At 36.8% G+C, this 16,396-nt stretch carries 19 protein-coding genes; 5 read left to right on the top strand and 14 right to left on the bottom strand.

The annotated features are described in order from the left end of the window. Nucleotides 1-2 precede the first annotated feature (2 nt). From trpA to C0Q33_RS01765, 6 genes are read right to left on the bottom strand one after another with little or no spacing between them, the layout of a single operon-like run. Nucleotides 3-809 (bottom strand): tryptophan synthase subunit alpha, encoded by an 807-nt coding sequence (trpA, locus tag C0Q33_RS01790; RefSeq protein WP_101476890.1) that lies wholly within the window; start codon nucleotides 807-809, stop codon nucleotides 3-5. Continuing rightward, nucleotides 790-1,992 carry a tryptophan synthase subunit beta gene (gene trpB, locus C0Q33_RS01785; RefSeq protein WP_101476889.1) on the bottom strand — a complete coding sequence of 401 codons (1,203 nt, stop codon included), beginning with the start codon at nucleotides 1,990-1,992 and terminating at the stop codon, nucleotides 790-792. The genes trpA and trpB overlap by 20 nt, the downstream gene beginning before the upstream one ends. Then, nucleotides 1,989-2,762, bottom strand: coding sequence for an indole-3-glycerol phosphate synthase TrpC (locus C0Q33_RS01780; RefSeq protein ID WP_245867282.1), 774 nt, complete (start codon nucleotides 2,760-2,762; stop codon nucleotides 1,989-1,991). The genes trpB and C0Q33_RS01780 overlap by 4 nt, the downstream gene beginning before the upstream one ends. After that, nucleotides 2,759-3,805: an anthranilate phosphoribosyltransferase gene (gene trpD / locus C0Q33_RS01775; RefSeq protein ID WP_101476888.1), complete on the bottom strand. Its 1,047-nt coding sequence runs from the start codon at nucleotides 3,803-3,805 to the stop codon at nucleotides 2,759-2,761. The genes C0Q33_RS01780 and trpD overlap by 4 nt, the downstream gene beginning before the upstream one ends. Further along, a complete protein-coding gene (locus tag C0Q33_RS01770; protein ID WP_101476887.1) occupies nucleotides 3,802-4,389 on the bottom strand; it encodes an anthranilate synthase component II in 588 nt (195 codons plus the stop codon). Before C0Q33_RS01770 ends, trpD begins: the two co-directional genes overlap by 4 nt. Beyond that, nucleotides 4,386-5,741, bottom strand: a complete 1,356-nt coding sequence (locus C0Q33_RS01765; RefSeq protein WP_101476886.1) for an anthranilate synthase component I family protein — start codon at nucleotides 5,739-5,741, stop codon at nucleotides 4,386-4,388. Before C0Q33_RS01765 ends, C0Q33_RS01770 begins: the two co-directional genes overlap by 4 nt. Nucleotides 5,742-5,849: 108 nt before the next feature. Between C0Q33_RS01765 and C0Q33_RS01760 the strand changes: the two genes are divergently transcribed. Beyond that, a complete protein-coding gene (locus C0Q33_RS01760) occupies nucleotides 5,850-6,062 on the top strand; it encodes a hypothetical protein (protein WP_101476885.1) in 213 nt (70 codons plus the stop codon). A 23-nt stretch (nucleotides 6,063-6,085) separates the two neighbouring features. Here C0Q33_RS01760 and ilvD read toward each other — a convergent pair whose 3' ends face one another. Next, a complete protein-coding gene (gene ilvD, locus C0Q33_RS01755) occupies nucleotides 6,086-7,762 on the bottom strand; it encodes a dihydroxy-acid dehydratase (protein WP_101476884.1) in 1,677 nt (558 codons plus the stop codon). Nucleotides 7,763-7,985: 223 nt separating this feature from the next. Between ilvD and C0Q33_RS01750 the strand changes: the two genes are divergently transcribed. Both C0Q33_RS01750 and C0Q33_RS01745 read left to right on the top strand, forming a co-directional pair. Then, on the top strand, nucleotides 7,986-8,336 hold the full coding sequence (locus C0Q33_RS01750; RefSeq protein WP_101476883.1) for a hypothetical protein: 351 nt from the start codon (nucleotides 7,986-7,988) through the stop codon (nucleotides 8,334-8,336). A gap of 156 nt (nucleotides 8,337-8,492) precedes the next feature. Next, the gene (locus tag C0Q33_RS01745; protein WP_101476882.1) at nucleotides 8,493-9,743 is read left to right on the top strand and encodes a fibronectin type III domain-containing protein; all 1,251 of its coding nucleotides are present in this window, start codon (nucleotides 8,493-8,495) and stop codon (nucleotides 9,741-9,743) included. On the opposite strand, the gene C0Q33_RS01740 is transcribed toward C0Q33_RS01745, so the two are convergent. Further along, nucleotides 9,740-10,342, bottom strand: coding sequence for a protein-disulfide isomerase (locus tag C0Q33_RS01740; protein ID WP_133120977.1), 603 nt, complete (start codon nucleotides 10,340-10,342; stop codon nucleotides 9,740-9,742). The two genes, C0Q33_RS01745 and C0Q33_RS01740, sit on opposite strands and share 4 nt — an antisense overlap. Before the next feature lie 111 nt (nucleotides 10,343-10,453). Between C0Q33_RS01740 and C0Q33_RS01735 the strand changes: the two genes are divergently transcribed. Continuing rightward, nucleotides 10,454-10,867: an HIT family protein gene (locus C0Q33_RS01735; protein WP_101476880.1), complete on the top strand. Its 414-nt coding sequence runs from the start codon at nucleotides 10,454-10,456 to the stop codon at nucleotides 10,865-10,867. Here C0Q33_RS01735 and C0Q33_RS01730 read toward each other — a convergent pair. From C0Q33_RS01730 to C0Q33_RS01710, 5 genes are all read right to left on the bottom strand, one after another. After that, entirely contained in the window at nucleotides 10,859-11,179 is a 321-nt protein-coding gene (locus tag C0Q33_RS01730) for a thioredoxin family protein (protein ID WP_101476879.1), read from the bottom strand. The genes C0Q33_RS01735 and C0Q33_RS01730 overlap by 9 nt on opposite strands. Nucleotides 11,180-11,204: 25 nt before the next feature. Beyond that, entirely contained in the window at nucleotides 11,205-11,912 is a 708-nt protein-coding gene (locus tag C0Q33_RS01725) for a hypothetical protein (RefSeq protein ID WP_101476878.1), read from the bottom strand. A gap of 114 nt (nucleotides 11,913-12,026) precedes the next feature. Continuing rightward, nucleotides 12,027-13,301, bottom strand: a complete 1,275-nt coding sequence (prf1, locus tag C0Q33_RS01720) for a peptide chain release factor aRF-1 (protein WP_101476877.1) — start codon at nucleotides 13,299-13,301, stop codon at nucleotides 12,027-12,029. Nucleotides 13,302-13,311: 10 nt separating this feature from the next. After that, nucleotides 13,312-13,959, bottom strand: coding sequence for a DsbA family protein (locus tag C0Q33_RS01715; RefSeq protein ID WP_245867281.1), 648 nt, complete (start codon nucleotides 13,957-13,959; stop codon nucleotides 13,312-13,314). Nucleotides 13,960-14,006: 47 nt separating this feature from the next. After that, the gene (locus tag C0Q33_RS01710; protein WP_101476876.1) at nucleotides 14,007-14,336 is read right to left on the bottom strand and encodes a helix-turn-helix domain-containing protein; all 330 of its coding nucleotides are present in this window, start codon (nucleotides 14,334-14,336) and stop codon (nucleotides 14,007-14,009) included. 109 nt (nucleotides 14,337-14,445) lie between these two features. Between C0Q33_RS01710 and C0Q33_RS01705 the strand changes: the two genes are divergently transcribed. Continuing rightward, nucleotides 14,446-15,294, top strand: coding sequence for a ZIP family metal transporter (locus C0Q33_RS01705; protein WP_101476875.1), 849 nt, complete (start codon nucleotides 14,446-14,448; stop codon nucleotides 15,292-15,294). Between the two features lie 68 nt (nucleotides 15,295-15,362). Here C0Q33_RS01705 and C0Q33_RS01700 read toward each other — a convergent pair whose 3' ends face one another. Beyond that, the gene (locus C0Q33_RS01700) at nucleotides 15,363-16,388 is read right to left on the bottom strand and encodes a formate--phosphoribosylaminoimidazolecarboxamide ligase (RefSeq protein ID WP_101476874.1); all 1,026 of its coding nucleotides are present in this window, start codon (nucleotides 16,386-16,388) and stop codon (nucleotides 15,363-15,365) included. Nucleotides 16,389-16,396 lie beyond the last annotated feature (8 nt).

The raw sequence follows: 16,396 nt of genomic DNA, 5'->3' as shown, positions 1-16,396 counted from the left end.
TCTTATTCTGAAATTGTAGCTTTCTTTAGGCTCTTTGTAAAAGATTCAATTTTACCTTCGATCTTTTCTGATGGCGCATTTTCTATTAACCGTAAAAATGCACTTCCTACAATTATTGCATCTGCGCCCGATTTTATTATGAATCTTACCTGATCTGGATTGCTTACCCCAAATCCAACCCCTAGTGGAATTTTACTATCTAGAATTTTTTTTGCATTCTTGATTGCATGTGTGGTATAATCTTGGAATTGTTGTTGACCTCCCGTGGTTCCAAATACTGACACCAGATATAGAAAACCTGATGAAACACCTGCTATCTTCTTGATTCTCTCAGATGATGTATTTGGTGAGATGAGAAATATTGTATCCATCTTATGTTTCTTTGCGGCTTGGAGAAAATCTTTTGATTCATCAACTGACATATCCGGTAGTATCAAACCATCAATTCCTACCTTTTTTACAGTGGATATGAATTTCTCATAACCCTGTCTGTAAAGGAGATTTGTATATGTCATTAAAACAAGTGGTATGTCAGTCTCTTTGCGAATTTTTTTTACTAGAACGAGAAACTTTTCAAAATTCATTCCCTTTTGCAATGCATGAAAGCCGGCATTTTGAATTACAGGTCCATCTGCTAAAGGATCTGAAAATGGCATTCCGAGTTCTATTATGTCTGCGCCTCCCTTTACTAATCCGCGAACTGCAGACAGAGTGCCTTTCTCATTTGGAAATCCTGCCATGATATATGCAATCAAGGCCTTTTGGTTTTTGGACTTGAGATCTTGAAATTTACTTTTTATTCTTGACATTTTTACTCAAATATCTCCCAACTTCTTCTACGTCTTTATCCCCTCTGCCTGATAATGTTACAACGATACTCTCACTCTTTGGCATATTTTTTGCAATTTTTATTGCATATGCAATTGCATGTGCAGACTCGAGAGCAGGTATGATTCCTTCATGTTTTGAAAGTAAAAGAAATGCCTCTACTGCTTCCTTGTCATTTACTGCGTCATACTTTACTCTCTTTGCATCTTTTAGATACGAATGCTCTGGTCCAACTCCTGGATAGTCTAATCCTGCTGATATACTATGTGTTTCACTAATTTGTCCCTCTTTGTCTTGTAGGAGATATGTGAGCATACCATGGAGAATTCCTTTTGAACCGCCTACCAGTGTTGCAGAATGATGACCACTCTTGATTCCTTCTCCTCCAGCTTCAATTCCAAACATCTTGGTATCTTCATCAATTAATGGATAGAAAGTTCCTATTGCATTTGAACCTCCCCCGACACATGCCACAACAGAGTCTGGTGATTTTTTTTCCAATTCCTTCATCTGTACAAGAATTTCATTTCCTATGACTGATTGAAAATCTCTTACCATTACTGGGTATGGATGTGGACCAACAGCTGATCCTAAAAGATAGTAAGTTGTTTTTACATTTGTAATCCAATCACGTATGGCTTCATTGATTGCATCCTTGAGAGTCTGTGTTCCTTCTTTAACTGGATGTACTTTGGAACCAAGTAAATTCATTCTAAAGACATTTAGCTTTTGTCTCTGAGTGTCTTTGTAGCCCATGTATACTTCGCCATGGAGTCCTAAAGCCGAACATGCCATAGCAGTTGCAACACCGTGTTGTCCTGCACCAGTTTCTGCAATGATTCTCTTTTTTTTCATCCTCTTTGCAAGCAGACCCTGACCTAATGTGTTGTTAATCTTGTGGGCACCACCATGCAGCAAATCCTCTCTCTTGAGATATATTTTTGCACCGCCTGCAAATTCTGTTAGGTTTTTTGCAAGGTAAAGCGGAGTAGGCCTTCCGGCATACTGTGTTAGGTAATAGCGTAATTCTTTCTTAAATTCTGTATCATCTTTATACTTTAGATATGCCTCTTCTAGTTCCTCTACTGCTGGAACTAGGGTTTCAGGAATGTACCTTCCTCCAAATTCTCCAAATTTGCCATTCTTTGGGTATTTTAGTTTCATATTGCTAATACCAACTCTGATACTAATCCCTTGATATCTTTACTCTTCATTATGCTGCTGCCAACAAGAAATGCATCTGCACCACATTTACGAAGAAATTGAATATCTTTTGATGATTCTATTCCGCTTTCTGAGATTATGATTCTTTTCTCATCTCTATCTTTTAAGATGGTCTCCGTTGTACCTAGATCAATTTCCAAAGTGTCTAGATTACGATTATTTATGCCAAGTATGTCTGCCAGAGTTTTTGCGGAATCTGTAAACTCTTTTTTCGTATGGGATTCTAATAATACTAGCAGATTTTTTTTGTGTGCATATGCAATAAACTCGTCAATATCACTTGCAAAATTTTTATCAAATATTGCTTGTATTAGTAGGATCATATCGGCTCCTAATTTTTCAGCGGCGTCAATTTGAACTTTATCAACTACTATGTCCTTCATTAAAAGCGGAACTTGAACTTGCTTGCGAATTTTTGTGAAATATTCTGGTGATCCGTTGAACAAGTAGGGCTGTGTCAAAACTGATAATCCAGTTGCACCTCCTTCTACCATTTGTTTTGCAATTAAAACTGGGTTGGAGATTTCTCTTATGTCTCCAAGAGATGGGGATGAGAATTTTACCTCAGTTATTAGAGACGCATGTTTGTTGTTTTTAATTTGTTCAATTATGTTTACTTTTGACTTTGAATTTTTGTAACTAATTTCATAGACTTTTTCATTTATTGCCTTTTGTGAATTCTTGGCAAGTTTTTCTAGCATATCTTTCATTTTTTCTCAAAAGCCTCCAACTTTGTTACATCTCCGCAATATTTGATAAAATCCCTGAAGAGATCATATGCCTTACCTTTTTTAATTGTCTGAAGTGAAATGCTTAATGCTTCATCAAATTTTTCTGAAAATCCGCCAACTATCAACCCTGCTGCAGCATTAAGAGCTGTTATCTCTAACATGGACTTCTTGGCAGTTCCATTGAGAACTGATACAAAGGCATTGATTGCCTCATCACTTGTTGAGACTTGAAGATCTTGCAGTTTAGCTTTACTCAAACCAAGTTCTGCGGGATCTAATACTGAGCTTGTTACTTCGCCTTTGTTTAACTGATAAATGTAATTTTTGGATGTTGTGGATAACTCATCAAGACCATCCTCAGAAATTACAGTCATTACGCTTTCTGATCCTCTTGATTCTAATAGTGATATCACACGACTGAGGTATTCCTTTGAGTATACTCCGACAAGCTGGTGTTTTACAGATGCGGGATTAGTTAGAGGTCCTAGTAGATTGAATGCAGTCCTTTTGCCTATGATTTTTCTTGCCTCTACAACGTTTTTCATAGCTGGATGAAACTTTGGCGCAAACATAAAACCAATTCCAAATTTTTCAATTATTTCCTGAACTTTATTTGGTTCCATGTTTAGGTCATATCCAAAATATTCAAAAATATCTGCACTTCCACTTATTCCAGAAGATGATTTGTTTCCATGTTTTGCCACCACCACCCCTGATGCGGCAATTACAAATGATGCCGAAGTTGAAATGTTAAATGTGCTCAGCCTGTCCCCACCTGTTCCACAAACATCAATTATGTTTTGATCTATTTTGGGACGTATGTGTATTGCATTTTCTTGCATTTCATCCAGCATTGCAAGAAGCTCCTGGTCTGTTTCTCCTTTTTCTGTCAAAGTTCTAAGAAAATTCGTTGTCTCATCTACCGAAATTTTTCCAGACAAAATTTCCTTCATGATCTGAGACATCTCATCATAGCTGAGGTTCTTGTTGGATGAAATCTTGGTGATATACTCTGAGATCATTTTTGCACCAACTTGATAAAATTACTTAGAATTTTCTTACCCTCTGTAGTCATGATTGACTCTGGATGAAACTGGACACCTTCAATTAGGTATTTTTTGTGACTTACTGCCATTATCTCTTTGTCATCCTGAGCCACAGCGGTCACTTTAAGATCCTCTGGAATTATTGTCTTGTCACCGACTAGAGAATGATACCGTGTAGCTCTGAACGGATTTTGTACCCCTTCAAAGAGTGGAGACTGGATGTATTCTACAGGGCTTGTTTTACCATGTCTTACATTTCCTGCATTGACAACTTTACCTCCAAATGCATGTATGATTCCTTGATGGCCCAGACAAACTCCTAGTATTGGTTTTGTTGGCCCTAATTCTTTGATAACTTTGGTACATATGCCAAAATATTTTTCATCTTCAGGAGTCCCAGGGCCTGGAGAAATTATTATTGCGTCATAGTTTCCTTTTTTGATATCTTCTATTGTTATCTTGTCATTTCTGATTACATCTGATTCTACATTTAGTTCTCCGAGTAGCTGGGCAATATTGTATACAAACGAATCATAATTGTCTATGATTAAAAATTTCATTTTGATGCCTCCTTCAAAGCTGATATCATTGCGTTTGCCTTGTGTTCTGTTTCCATCCACTCGTTGTGGGCAATCGAGTCTGTGACTATGCCTGCCCCTGCCTGAACGAATCCCTTTGAACCATTAATGAAGATGCTTCTTATTGCAATTGCAAAGTCACAACAGCCATTAAATGAAAAATATCCAACAGCGCCTGCATAAGGTCCTCTAGTATCTGGCTCTAATTCATCAATTATTTCCATAGCTCTAATCTTTGGAGCGCCTGAAACAGTACCTGCTGGAAAGACTGCTTTCACGGCATCATACATGTCGTATTTTTTATCTAAAATTCCTACTACATGAGTTACTATATGTTGAACATGGCTAAATTTTTTGACTACCATTAGTTCTTTGACATGCACTGAGCCGTATTTGCATACCCGTCCAATATCATTTCTGCCAAGATCTACCAACATTGTATGCTCTGCTAATTCTTTTTCATCGTGCAACATCTCTTCTTTTAGCTCCTCGTTTTTTTTCTCATCCTTTGTAATTGGTCTTGTTCCTGCAATTGGAAATGTCTCTACTTGATTTCCTGTGATTCGTAATAGCATCTCTGGGCTAGAACCGATTATAGTCCGCGGTCCAAGTTTCATGTGGTAGAGATATGGTGAAGGGTTGATCTGTCTTAGAATTTTGTATACTTTAAGATAATCTCCATCTGCATTAAAATTAAATTTTCTTGAAAGTACAACTTGGAAAATGTCTCCATCATGAATGTATTTTTTTGCCTTTTTTACCATTTCCACAAATCTGTCCTGATCTAAATTCTCTGAAATTTCTGAGGCTGAAAACTTGCCACAATCTACATTTGAGAATGATATTTCATCTATTCTATTTTTATCATAATAAAAGTAAAATGATTTTTTTTCTTTGTTGTCATAAAGAATTCCATCTGTGTAAATACCAAACTCCATCAAGGGCTCTTCAGAACCTCGGTGTGAATTTGGAATATCTTCCCACAATCTGATTGCGTCATAATTGATAATTCCAACTGCCCCTCCAACATATCGATACTTTTGATCATGTATCTTGTAGACTAGTTTCTTGATTTCAGACAAGGGATCCTTTGTTTGAATTGTCATGGCACCTCCACTTTTGTAATGGAGCACAACTTTGTCAGAATACCCCTTGATAATTATTGCAGGATCAAAACCAATTAGAGATGTCTCTGATAGTTCTTCGGGTCCTGTAAGGGATTCAAAGAAGAACGAATACTCAAAGTCACGTGATATTTTATTATACAGATCAAATTGGGAGCCAGTATAGTCTAGAGGTATTATCTTAAGGCTTGAATGCCCAAATGTGGCCACCCATGAGGGAACTTATTGTACCTCTCTATTTAAAATTAAGCCAAGTCTATATTTGATAATTACTGTATAGTACGGTACCTTTATATGCGATCTGGATGTATGTGAGACATGTCTCAAATCCTGATTCCAGAGTTTGGCAAGGCAACATCATTGCTATTCCAAGACCTGTATTTTGTAGTAAAAAAAACTCCTGTAAAAACAACTACACAAGAGGCAACCTGTATCATATGCCAAAAGGGTCTTGAAGATGGTGTATCTGTCACTGCAAAAAGAATTGGTATGAAATTGAGGCTTTTCTGCCAATACCATATTCCAGAATAATCGGCATTAGAAAATTCTAGTATTTACCAGATTGGTTTTGTAATTGCACCTTCAGCGGCAGAAGTTACAAGTGATGCATATTTTGCAAGAGCACCACTTTCATAATTTGGTTTTCTTGGCTTCCAATCTTTTCTTCTTTGTGCAAGTTCGTTTTCTGGTACCATTATATCGATAGTGTTTTTTTCAAGATTGATTACAATCTCATCTCCTTCATTGACTAGTGCAATATTTCCTCCCACCGCCGCTTCTGGGGCAACATGTCCTATCATGAAACCTCGTGTTGCGCCTGAAAATCTTCCATCTGTTATCAATGCAACTTTTTCACCTAGGTTTTGTCCGACAAGAGCAGCTGTTACTCCTAGCATCTCTCGCATACCTGGTCCTCCCTTTGGACCTTCATATCGTATGATTACTACATCGTGTTCCTTTATTTGTCGTTTTGATATTGCATCAAATGCATCTTCTTCTCTGTCGTATACTTTGGCCCTTCCTCTAAACTCTTTTGTGTGAACTCCTGCAACTTTTACAACTGCTCCTTCTGGTGCAAGTGTTCCTCTAAGTATTGTTAGAGTTCCAACTTCATGAATTGGGGACTCGATTGATTTTAGGACCTGCTGATTTACATCAAATGAAATCTGTAATGAATCTAGATTCTGTTTTACTGTCTTACCTGTAACTGTAATTATATTTTCATTTATGAGATTTTTCTTTTGTAAACTTTTCATCAATAGTGGGATTCCGCCTATTTTGTCAAGATCCAACATGACATATGTCCCACCTGGTCTCATGTCTGCAAGATGTGGTGTCTTTCTTCTAATTCTCTCAAAGTCATCCAGTTCTAGTTTTACTCCCATCTCACGTGATAGGGCAAGCAAATGCAATACTGCATTTGTTGAACCTCCTATTGCATTGGCAACTGTAATTGCATTCTCAAATGCTTCATATGTCAAAATATCCTTTGGTCTTATTCCCTTTTCAAGTAAATTCATTACAGCTTTTCCGCTTTCGTAAAGCATTTTTTCTCTTCTTGGATCTTCTGCTGGTGGCGATGCATTTCCTGGAAGTGCTATTCCGATTGCCTCACTAATTGATGCCATGGTATTTGCAGTATACATTCCTCCACATGAACCAGAATTTGGACATGCTACGTTTTCTAAATTTTTCAGTGCCTCTAATGTTAAATTACCTGCATCATATGCGCCAACTGCTTCATAAACATCTTGAACTGTTACTTGTTTTCCCTCGTAAACTCCTGGCATTATTGTACCTCCATAAACAAAGACTGATGGTAAGTTGAGACGCGCCATTGCCATCATAGTACCTGGAAGACTCTTGTCACAACCTGCAATTCCAACCAGTCCGTCATACTGGTGGGCTCTTACCATTAATTCAATTGAATCTGCAATGATTTCTCTGCTGACCAGAGATGACTTCATACCTTCATGCCCCATTGCAATTCCATCGCTTACGGCAATTGTTGAAAATTCTCTTGGTGTACCTCCTGCGCTTTCTACTCCTGCTTTTGCATGAGTTGCCAATCTCCCAAGATGGATGTTACACGGTGTAGCTTCATTTCCGCTATGTGATACTCCAATGAATGGTTTTCCTAAATCATTATCATCTAGACCCATTGCTTTGTACATGGCTCGATGTGGAGCCCTCGCTGTACCTTCTACTACGTTTCTACTTGATATCTCCATTATTGTCACTATCTTTTACATCCCCTATTTTATACATACTAGAAATTTTCACGCATGAGATCGTATGTCTCGTACTGTTCTACTTGGGGTTTAGTATATTTTCAATCTAAATTGATTGTTATCATTTCTTTGAATCTACGCATTAACATCAAGTTAAACGTCCAAAAGTGATATTCCTGATAATCATCAATAGTCTTATCAAGTAATAAGACAATTCTATTACATGTCAAAACAAAATCCACCTAAAGATTGGGATAAATTCTGGTTTGACTATAATAAATCGCTCAAGGCATGGATGGGCGCCTTTGAATCTCTTCAGAGGGCAACTAATGATGTTCAATCAAACTATAAAGACGCCATGGCAAATGCATTGAAAGACACTAATGATAAAACCGTGAGAGAGTTTACTGAGAATTGGAAAAAATCTATGAGCGACGCAGGAATTAACGCATTCAAACAATTTGGTGATGATTGGCAAAGGATACTCAATCAATCTAGCATGTATCAAGTAAAAACATATGGCGAAGCAATGAACAAATTTGCTGAAACTTGGCAAAAAATGTGGAAAAAGTAATTAACTTGTACGAATTAGCAGATGCAGTTTACGCATTACGTTCTATACCTTCTAGGATGAAAACCATGACTTTTCCTGTCAAGATTTTTTAGTTTAATTAACACTTCTTTACAATTCTACTGAGTTTTTAATAGTTAAATTCAATGGATTCTTGACATGAATAAAAATCAGATATATCTCGTTGTAATTTTATCCGTTATTTCCACATCTGTCATAATTCCTGTTCATGCCGAAGTGACCTCGCTTCAAACCAGCTCATCATTTTACAAAGCCGGAGACATGATACAATTTTCTGGTACTACGTTAAGTACTGATCCTCATAATGTCACCATTCTAATTTTTGATCCAACTAACAAATTTGTATTACTAGTATCGGGAACCGCTGATAACAATAATGCATTTCAGGTAAGCGTTGATACTAGTCTTCCAAGCAATCAGCAAATATTTTCACTAAAAGGATTATACAATGCAACTGCCTTTGTTGCAAATAAAATAGATGGTAAAACGGTCAGTTTTGCGTTTTCGCCTGATGGTTCATCTCTTGCACCATCACCGCCTACTAACATGACAGCTACGTCTTCCTCTCCCACTGAAATTGATCTTAGTTGGTTACCTCCTCAAAACAACGGGAGTCTACCTATTACGGGATATGAAATCGAAAGAAATGACGGAAGCGGTTTTAACCTTATTGCAAACTTGCAAACAACAACTTATCAAGACATGAGTCTGATTCCAAACTCGGAACACTCCTATAGAGTATCGACAATAAACGCTGCTGGCACGAGTCTTCCTTCCACTGCATCTACTTTGTTTACACTACCACCTCCAACTGCCCCTGCTGAACAAAATACCAGTTCCACTAATCAAAATCCAGGTTCAACTAATCAAAACTCAAACCAATCGTTAAGCGATATTCTTCAACAACGATATGCCGCTGCAAGGCAATTACAAGAACTACTTAACGGACAAAATTCTAACCCTTCTTCTAATCCATCCTCTAACCAATCGCCTAATCTGCCACAAAATACTCAGCAAACTATTCAACTCGATGAAAGCATTGGGGTGAATGATATGGCAGCTAATCTGGGTGCACAAAAATCTATGGTAGTACAGAAAAATAATTTGGCGTCAAGTGGCTCTACAAACTTTGCTACTAGTACCATGCTATATCCAATGATCTCCCTTGTGGGAGTTGGAATAGTTGTAACCATTCTTTATCTTAGAAAGAAACGAAAAACTCCAAGTAGGGCTACTGAAACAAGAAAAGATGCACCAATGCCAATAGAGTCTACACTCGAGAAACATGATTGGGATTATGCAATGACAATCCTCAAAAATAGATTGGCAAAAGGGGAAATTACTTTGGATGAATTCAGGACACTAAAAGACGAACTCTCTGAATCCTAAGTTATTAGTTTGAATCCGTCTAATTTGGCCAACTGGGCATTTATCTGAGTGTCATTCTCATTGCCATATGATATCAACATTCTATCTTGGTCTTTGAAGACATAGTTTTTCAGATCTGGTACCTCATGATGATTAACATAGAACTTTAGTGTGTACTTGTCATTTGTACAAAATGCACGTTGGTCTGGGAATGTAAAGCACTTGTCATCCAATCCAATTTTTAGTGAGCTAAAGAGAAATCCCATTGTAACATTGGTTGCCATCATGTGCACTGTTTCACCATTTCCTTTTTGGAAACTAATGTATGGATTTTTTATCTGGTAAGCTGTAGATGAGTAATCAAATTGTTGACCGTAAATCATAGTCAATAGTCCTGCATGAATGTGAATTCCTCCAAGAGTACCTGAGCCGGGTGGCATTCCACTTGGTGTTACTTGTGAAGATAATATGTAGAAATTATAACTTGATATTCCAAGTACTACGACAATTCCTGCTAAAATGCCTATTGCTATTGCCTTGTTCCTAAATTGGGTCTTTTGTCGCTTTTGGTAAAAACTCTCTCTTTCCTGCACTCGCTCTTCTCTATCTTTTTTGCCCATTTGACGATACAAGTCAAAATTTTACCCTAAATAACAGTATCTGACATGGACGAGTATAATTTTAAGATCTCATGAAGGTGAGTATAAATAAAATACTTTGTGCAAAAAGGCATGGACTGTATTTTCTGCAATATTATTAATAAAAAACAAGATGCTCATATTATATTTGAAGATGAATCCCACATTGCAATTATGGACAAGTATCCAATACAGAAGGGACACTCACTAGTCATGCCCAAGTTACATCATGAAAAAATTATTGACATGCCAAATGATGAAGTTGGAGCACTATTTTCTAGAGTTCCTCTCATAGCACGTAGTATTCTTGCAGCGACAGGAGCAGATGGATTTAACATTGGACAAAATAATGGAAAGTCCGCCAACCAGATTATTCCACATGTGCATGTTCATATTATTCCAAGATATCACAAGATAGGAAATTCCTGGGCAAGAAGAATGATTAGCGCAAATGATGATCTTGACGAATTGGCAAAAGCAATTAGAAACAATATGTTGTCAAGATAATTCTGTAACGATTGAATCCATGTCTGATTTTGTAAGACCGACATGTTTCTTGGCATCTCTTCTTGAAATTATTTTTCCATTTTGAAATACCAGCATTGTGGGAACTGCCTGGATATTGAATCTGTCCCAGAGTGGATTTTCATCCTCATCAATAATTGATCCAATCTTGTCTGCCTTTTCAATTTTTGCAGATTCAAAAGTTGGTTTGAAATTGGTACAATATGGACACCATGTTGCATAAAATAGAACGACTGTCTTTTTGTCTGGTTTTAATACTTTTGAATCAAATTCTTCTGGTGTTACATGCTCCATGAATTTGCGTGAAATCTTAAAATATTTAGAGGTATGGTTTTAGAAATCTGTTTATGATTCCTGAATTATATTTACCATCCACAATTTCATATGTAATAAATCCATTCTTGATTTCAAAATTATCAAGCGATACTGGATACTGCCTTGCAAGTCCTTCATCATCTGGTAATAATTGGTTATACGGAAAATATGTTAAAGATTGCAAATCTGAATGATTATCATTTATTCCATATGCAAGATGTGATATTTTTACTTCATATCTGATTGGATATGGAGTATTTCCTACTTTGTTATGCCATTCAAGTCCTGTGAAATTCTTTGTTATAGTAAAATCAAACAAATTTTTATTTTGCTGTAACGTAAATGAATCTGTCTCACCTGTTGTCTCATCTTTGAGATGGTATGAAATCCTCTGTTCTACTGATTCCATGATGATTTGGCGTAGATATGAATGTCCAATTATTGGTTTGATCTTAAACTCGTATTGATTTACTCCTCCGAATATAGCATGAAATTTACCATCATCATTAAATGAACAAATCAGATTTAGTTCAACAGGAATTTGTTGCGCATTAAATAATTCCAAAAGATAGAGCATCCATGATTTATCGGGAATGTTATTTCCTAGATCTGATACAAGTGTAATTATATCTGAAATTGCAGTGACTTGAGTTGGATATGATAATGTGTCAACATTTTGAACATTACAATATGATCCTAACCAAAAATGCACGACTGATCTTAATTCTAAATGATATTTACTGTTTATTGAATGCTATCTGTATACTACGATTGAATTTAATTTTCTATCAAAAGTTTATTTCATTATAACTAATATTTTAAAAAATTACTGATTGGGATTGTATCTTAAAAATGCACCAACTTTGCCTATGCTTGAAAGCATTGCACCATATTCAGTTGATCCGGTAATGACCTCAACTTTTGCACCTGTTTGACCTGCAAGAAGATCTAGATAATCTACAATGTCACGTTCAGTTGATTCCAAGTCCATGCTTTTACAGCCAGGACAAGGCTGACTTAGTAGTTGTTGTAATCTTGGAATAACCTTTGGACGCTCTAGAATCTCCGTCTGGAGATTCTGGCATCTTCTACATGTGATGTCAATCTTTCGCAGGTTGGTGTCATCTGTAACTAGTACAGTCTCTACAACGTTTCTTTTCATAAGATCAATAATTTCATTGAGGCCATAAGTGGCAAGACCTCTTGAGAAGTGTATGTCACCGAATAGTTTTTCTACCATCTTCTTTTCTTCAACCATTCTATAATCTGTAAGAACATCTTGGGCTTTGGCAAATGCCTCGCGTACTCCTTCTGAACCTGCATAAGAACAGTCCAGAGTTGCAAGAATGTTATTTTGTAGTCTGTATTCTAGATAGTTTTCTCTCAAGAAAGTCTCTTTTGTAGGTCCGGGTCCTGAAACTATGAGACCCTTTACTGGATAAATATCAATAAAATATTCTCGGGTTGTATGAGCTACTCTGTTATAGTAATCATTAAGCTCCATCTCTCTGAGTCTTTCAAATCTTCTAGCAGACTGGCCTCCCTGTCTATGTTTTCCTGCAACACCTGATGATGTCTCTGATAACACATCTAATTTGTTACCGCGCAATAATCCCCAGCCTGCGTCTTTGGCATCAATTGCTAAAAATCCAATCATGTTGTCATCTCTTAACATTTCCTTGAGAAGATCTACGTGAAAATGATCATCACATCTGTATAGAAATGTCTGCAGTTCTTTTGGAGGTTCAATCTCGTATAATTTTATGACCTCACTTCCAATTGGTCCTCCGCCTTCTGGTGGTAAGGCACCGCAAAACATGACTAGTCCCTTATCGGGAGATGTTTTGTACAGTTTTAGTCTCTGGATTACTCTGGATAATGCATCTACTACATGCGTTCTTGTAAGGTCTGACTTGATGTTGTCTGCAGTTCCTTGCTCTTCGCGAAGATTGTTTATGACTTCATGCAATGCCTTTTTTGGAGGGACATAAAGTGAGATTAATTCCGTACCACGTCCTTCTTTATCTGATAATTCTTCTAACATATTTCGTAGCTTGTATAATTTTACAGAATCTTGTTTTTCTATCTTGGGTTTGACCATGAACTATTACCTAACTATTTTGGAATTTGTCCAGAACTTGCTGGAATACTGATATTGGTTGTGCGCCTACTAATTTGGTCGCATTCTTACTGCTAAATATGATAAATGACGGCGTTGCATCTATTCCTATTTTCTCACCGAATTTTTGATTGTCTAGCACTTTTTGTTCGTATTTCTTATCTGACATGCATTTATCAAACTTATCTAAATCAAGGCCCACTGTTGTGGCAAATTTGTCTAATGAATTTTGATTTACCCACCCGGTTTTCTCGCCTCCCCAGTTTTTGTACAATTCATCATGATACTGCCAATACTTGCCTTGGTCATCTGCACAATATGATCCCTCTGCAGCCAATACTGAATCTGGGCCATTTAGTGGGAAGTCTCGAAATACAAAGTTGACCTTTCCGGTATCGACGTATTGTTGGAGTAATGCGTCTTTGGTGTTTTCATGAAATAAATGACAATATGTACACTGATAATCCCCAAACTCTACGATGGTTATCTTTGCATTAGGATCTCCAAGTATTGGTGATCCATTTTGTACTAGCATTTGAGGTGTTAATTCATCCTGTTTGTTTTCATGTGGAGTTGTCATGTAATAGACTGCTGCTATTGTTATGATTACGGGTATTGCAAAGTAATAGTATTTCTTCACTTTTTTGAGTGGGTTTTCTTTGAATATTAACTATTTGAACATCGGCTTTAATTTGGACTCAAAATTATAATTGGTTCTGGTTTTTTAATACTAATTTCTGCCCGACTTATTCTGCTCTTGTACACCTTGAATTTTTTTCCATTATCTGATAAGACCCATTTGTCTACTCTTATTAGAGCAAGTTGCTCTAAATCAGAAATCTTTTTGTAAACAGAACTAAGGGGAATTCTGTATTTTTCTGATAATTCTAGTGCTGTCTTTCCTTCCTTGATGATTGAAAATAATATTGACCTTGATTGAAGATCTGCTAACGCTTCTAGAATTTTTTGATTTATGTCATATTTTTTAAGTTGCGATAATGGAACTTTCTTTTTCAATATTTTTTGAATTAGGCATGCCTAACTATTTAAACGACGCGGGAGTAATTCTACAATCATAGAACTAGTCAGTGATTTAAATAAGTTAGCTTATCCTAATTAAATTATCATGATTAATTATTGGCAACTTTTGTTACTTGGTGCAATAGCAGGTTTTACAATTTTTCTTGGTCTTCCTATAGCTGTATTACAACACCTTAGTTCAAAAAAGAAAGGTTTCTTGAATGCATTTGCACTTGGAATTTTAGTATTTTTAATTATTGATGTTTTTAGTCATGGATATGAGACTGCATCAAGCGCAGCGACAGATGCATTTTCTGGAAAAGGTCCAATTGGTGATGCAGTAATTGATCTTGCCGCAATGTTTGGTGGTATAGCAATAGGTCTGTTAGGTCTGGTATTGTATGAAACAAAATTTATGACAAAACAATTTCCTCAGATACTCTCTGTTGATAACCTCAAAGAAGGTGATGATCATCTTCACCGACTTTTCCATGATGCAAGTGCATACAAACTTGCAATGATGATAGCAATAGGAATTGGCGCACATAACTTTAGTGAAGGGTTGGCGATTGGCCAGTCTTATGTGGCAGGACAGATAGGACTTGCAATCATATTGATAATAGGATTTGGAGCGCATAATACTACGGAAGGCTTTGGTATAGCCGGTCCGCTTACTGGAATATTGAAAAAACCAAGTGCGAAATTTCTTGCCAAAGTGGGATTAATCGGAGGTGGTCCAACATTTGTGGGTACAATGCTTGGAAGTCTATGGGTATCAAATGTTGCATATATTTTGTTTCTATCAATGGCTGGAGGTGCGCTAATCTATGTCTCAATGTTGATGTATAATTCCGGGCGAAAACAGACATCCAATAATGTTTTGATGATTGGGCTTTTCTTTGGCCTCTGTGCTGGTTTTGTCACAGATCTTATTGTTACACTTGGCGGCGCATAAAACTTAACTTTTAGGATTTTTTAATCTATTACAAGTGCGGTTTTATCATATGGTATAATTGGATGCCATCACGTGACTATTTTTGATAGGCTATTCTTACTATTTGCATTCTTTACCTCTCGGGCAATTCTTCGTCCCATGCTCATGGGTTCATCATAGATAAGTGACGAATATGGGGAACCACTTACATAGAGATTTGTTCCTGCTACAATTCTTGCCGAAAACTCAAACGTAGTAAATTTGGCATTTTCATCATAGACTCCCTCTAGACAGAAAGGTCCGGTCATACCTGGAGGAACTAGTCTTTTTGCAGCTTCGACAAATCTCTCACCCATTGCATAGACTTCTTCAAGTAGAGATTCTCGTAATACTAGAGGGCTGTTGCCTATTACATTAAACGATGGAATTAATTCAATATCGATTTGCTCTTGAGCTGGAATTCTGCCAAGACCATCAATGTCTGACTCGTATCTTCGGTCTACTCCAAAAAATTCTAGTTCTCCGCTTAGCTCGGAATAAAAATATTGTAAATATGCTGAGACTCCCAATGCATATTCTTGCAGATACAAGTCAGAGTCTCCTTTGATTATTCCATCTTCGATTAGCTTGTCACGTTTTTTCATGTACTCTTCTTCGTTTGTTGCAAGAAAGTATCCTTTTCCTCCTGCAGCGCCATGTCTTTTTGCAATTACTAGACCATTTATTTCACTTGGGCTAGATAGTGATCTTGGAATTTTTAATTTCGACTCTACCATGAGTTTTTCTTTCATGTTTCTGTCAGACTCCCATCTGAGAATCCACTTGTTTCCAAATATTGGTGTCTTGATTGATTCTATCTCTGCTGAACTCATCTGAGCTATTAGAGTTCCATGTGGTACAATTATTGCATTATTTTCTTTTAGAATGTTTGAGCATCTTTGATCCATTACTTCGGCAAATGAATCAACAACTATGAATTCGTCTATGAAATGAAATCTTCTGTACAGTTTTTCACGTTTTTTCTCACACACTAGAATGGTTTTGAATCCTTCATCTTTTGCGCCCTTGAGGACTTGAAGAGCGCAGTGAGAACCTAGAGTTGCTATTGAAGACATGGTACAAT

The sequence above is a fragment of the Candidatus Nitrosotalea bavarica genome (assembly GCF_900167955.1).
GTDB classification, from domain to species: Archaea; Thermoproteota; Nitrososphaeria; order Nitrososphaerales; family Nitrosopumilaceae; genus Nitrosotalea; species Nitrosotalea bavarica.
This window is presented reverse-complemented; position numbering and strand designations above follow the sequence as displayed.

Coding starts and splice junctions, on each gene's coding strand:
- trpA (WP_101476890.1), bottom strand. CDS start 809: ATGTCAAGAATAAAAAGTAAATTTCAAGATCTCAAGTCCAAAAACCAA.
- trpB (WP_101476889.1), bottom strand. CDS start 1,992: ATGAAACTAAAATACCCAAAGAATGGCAAATTTGGAGAATTTGGAGGA.
- C0Q33_RS01780 (WP_245867282.1), bottom strand. CDS start 2,762: ATGAAAGATATGCTAGAAAAACTTGCCAAGAATTCACAAAAGGCAATA.
- trpD (WP_101476888.1), bottom strand. CDS start 3,805: ATGATCTCAGAGTATATCACCAAGATTTCATCCAACAAGAACCTCAGC.
- C0Q33_RS01770 (WP_101476887.1), bottom strand. CDS start 4,389: ATGAAATTTTTAATCATAGACAATTATGATTCGTTTGTATACAATATT.
- C0Q33_RS01760 (WP_101476885.1), top strand. CDS start 5,850: ATGTCTCAAATCCTGATTCCAGAGTTTGGCAAGGCAACATCATTGCTA.
- ilvD (WP_101476884.1), bottom strand. CDS start 7,762: ATGGAGATATCAAGTAGAAACGTAGTAGAAGGTACAGCGAGGGCTCCA.
- C0Q33_RS01750 (WP_101476883.1), top strand. CDS start 7,986: ATGTCAAAACAAAATCCACCTAAAGATTGGGATAAATTCTGGTTTGAC.
- C0Q33_RS01745 (WP_101476882.1), top strand. CDS start 8,493: ATGAATAAAAATCAGATATATCTCGTTGTAATTTTATCCGTTATTTCC.
- C0Q33_RS01740 (WP_133120977.1), bottom strand. CDS start 10,342: ATGGGCAAAAAAGATAGAGAAGAGCGAGTGCAGGAAAGAGAGAGTTTT.
- C0Q33_RS01735 (WP_101476880.1), top strand. CDS start 10,454: ATGGACTGTATTTTCTGCAATATTATTAATAAAAAACAAGATGCTCAT.
- C0Q33_RS01730 (WP_101476879.1), bottom strand. CDS start 11,179: ATGGAGCATGTAACACCAGAAGAATTTGATTCAAAAGTATTAAAACCA.
- prf1 (WP_101476877.1), bottom strand. CDS start 13,301: ATGGTCAAACCCAAGATAGAAAAACAAGATTCTGTAAAATTATACAAG.
- C0Q33_RS01705 (WP_101476875.1), top strand. CDS start 14,446: ATGATTAATTATTGGCAACTTTTGTTACTTGGTGCAATAGCAGGTTTT.
- C0Q33_RS01700 (WP_101476874.1), bottom strand. CDS start 16,388: ATGTCTTCAATAGCAACTCTAGGTTCTCACTGCGCTCTTCAAGTCCTC.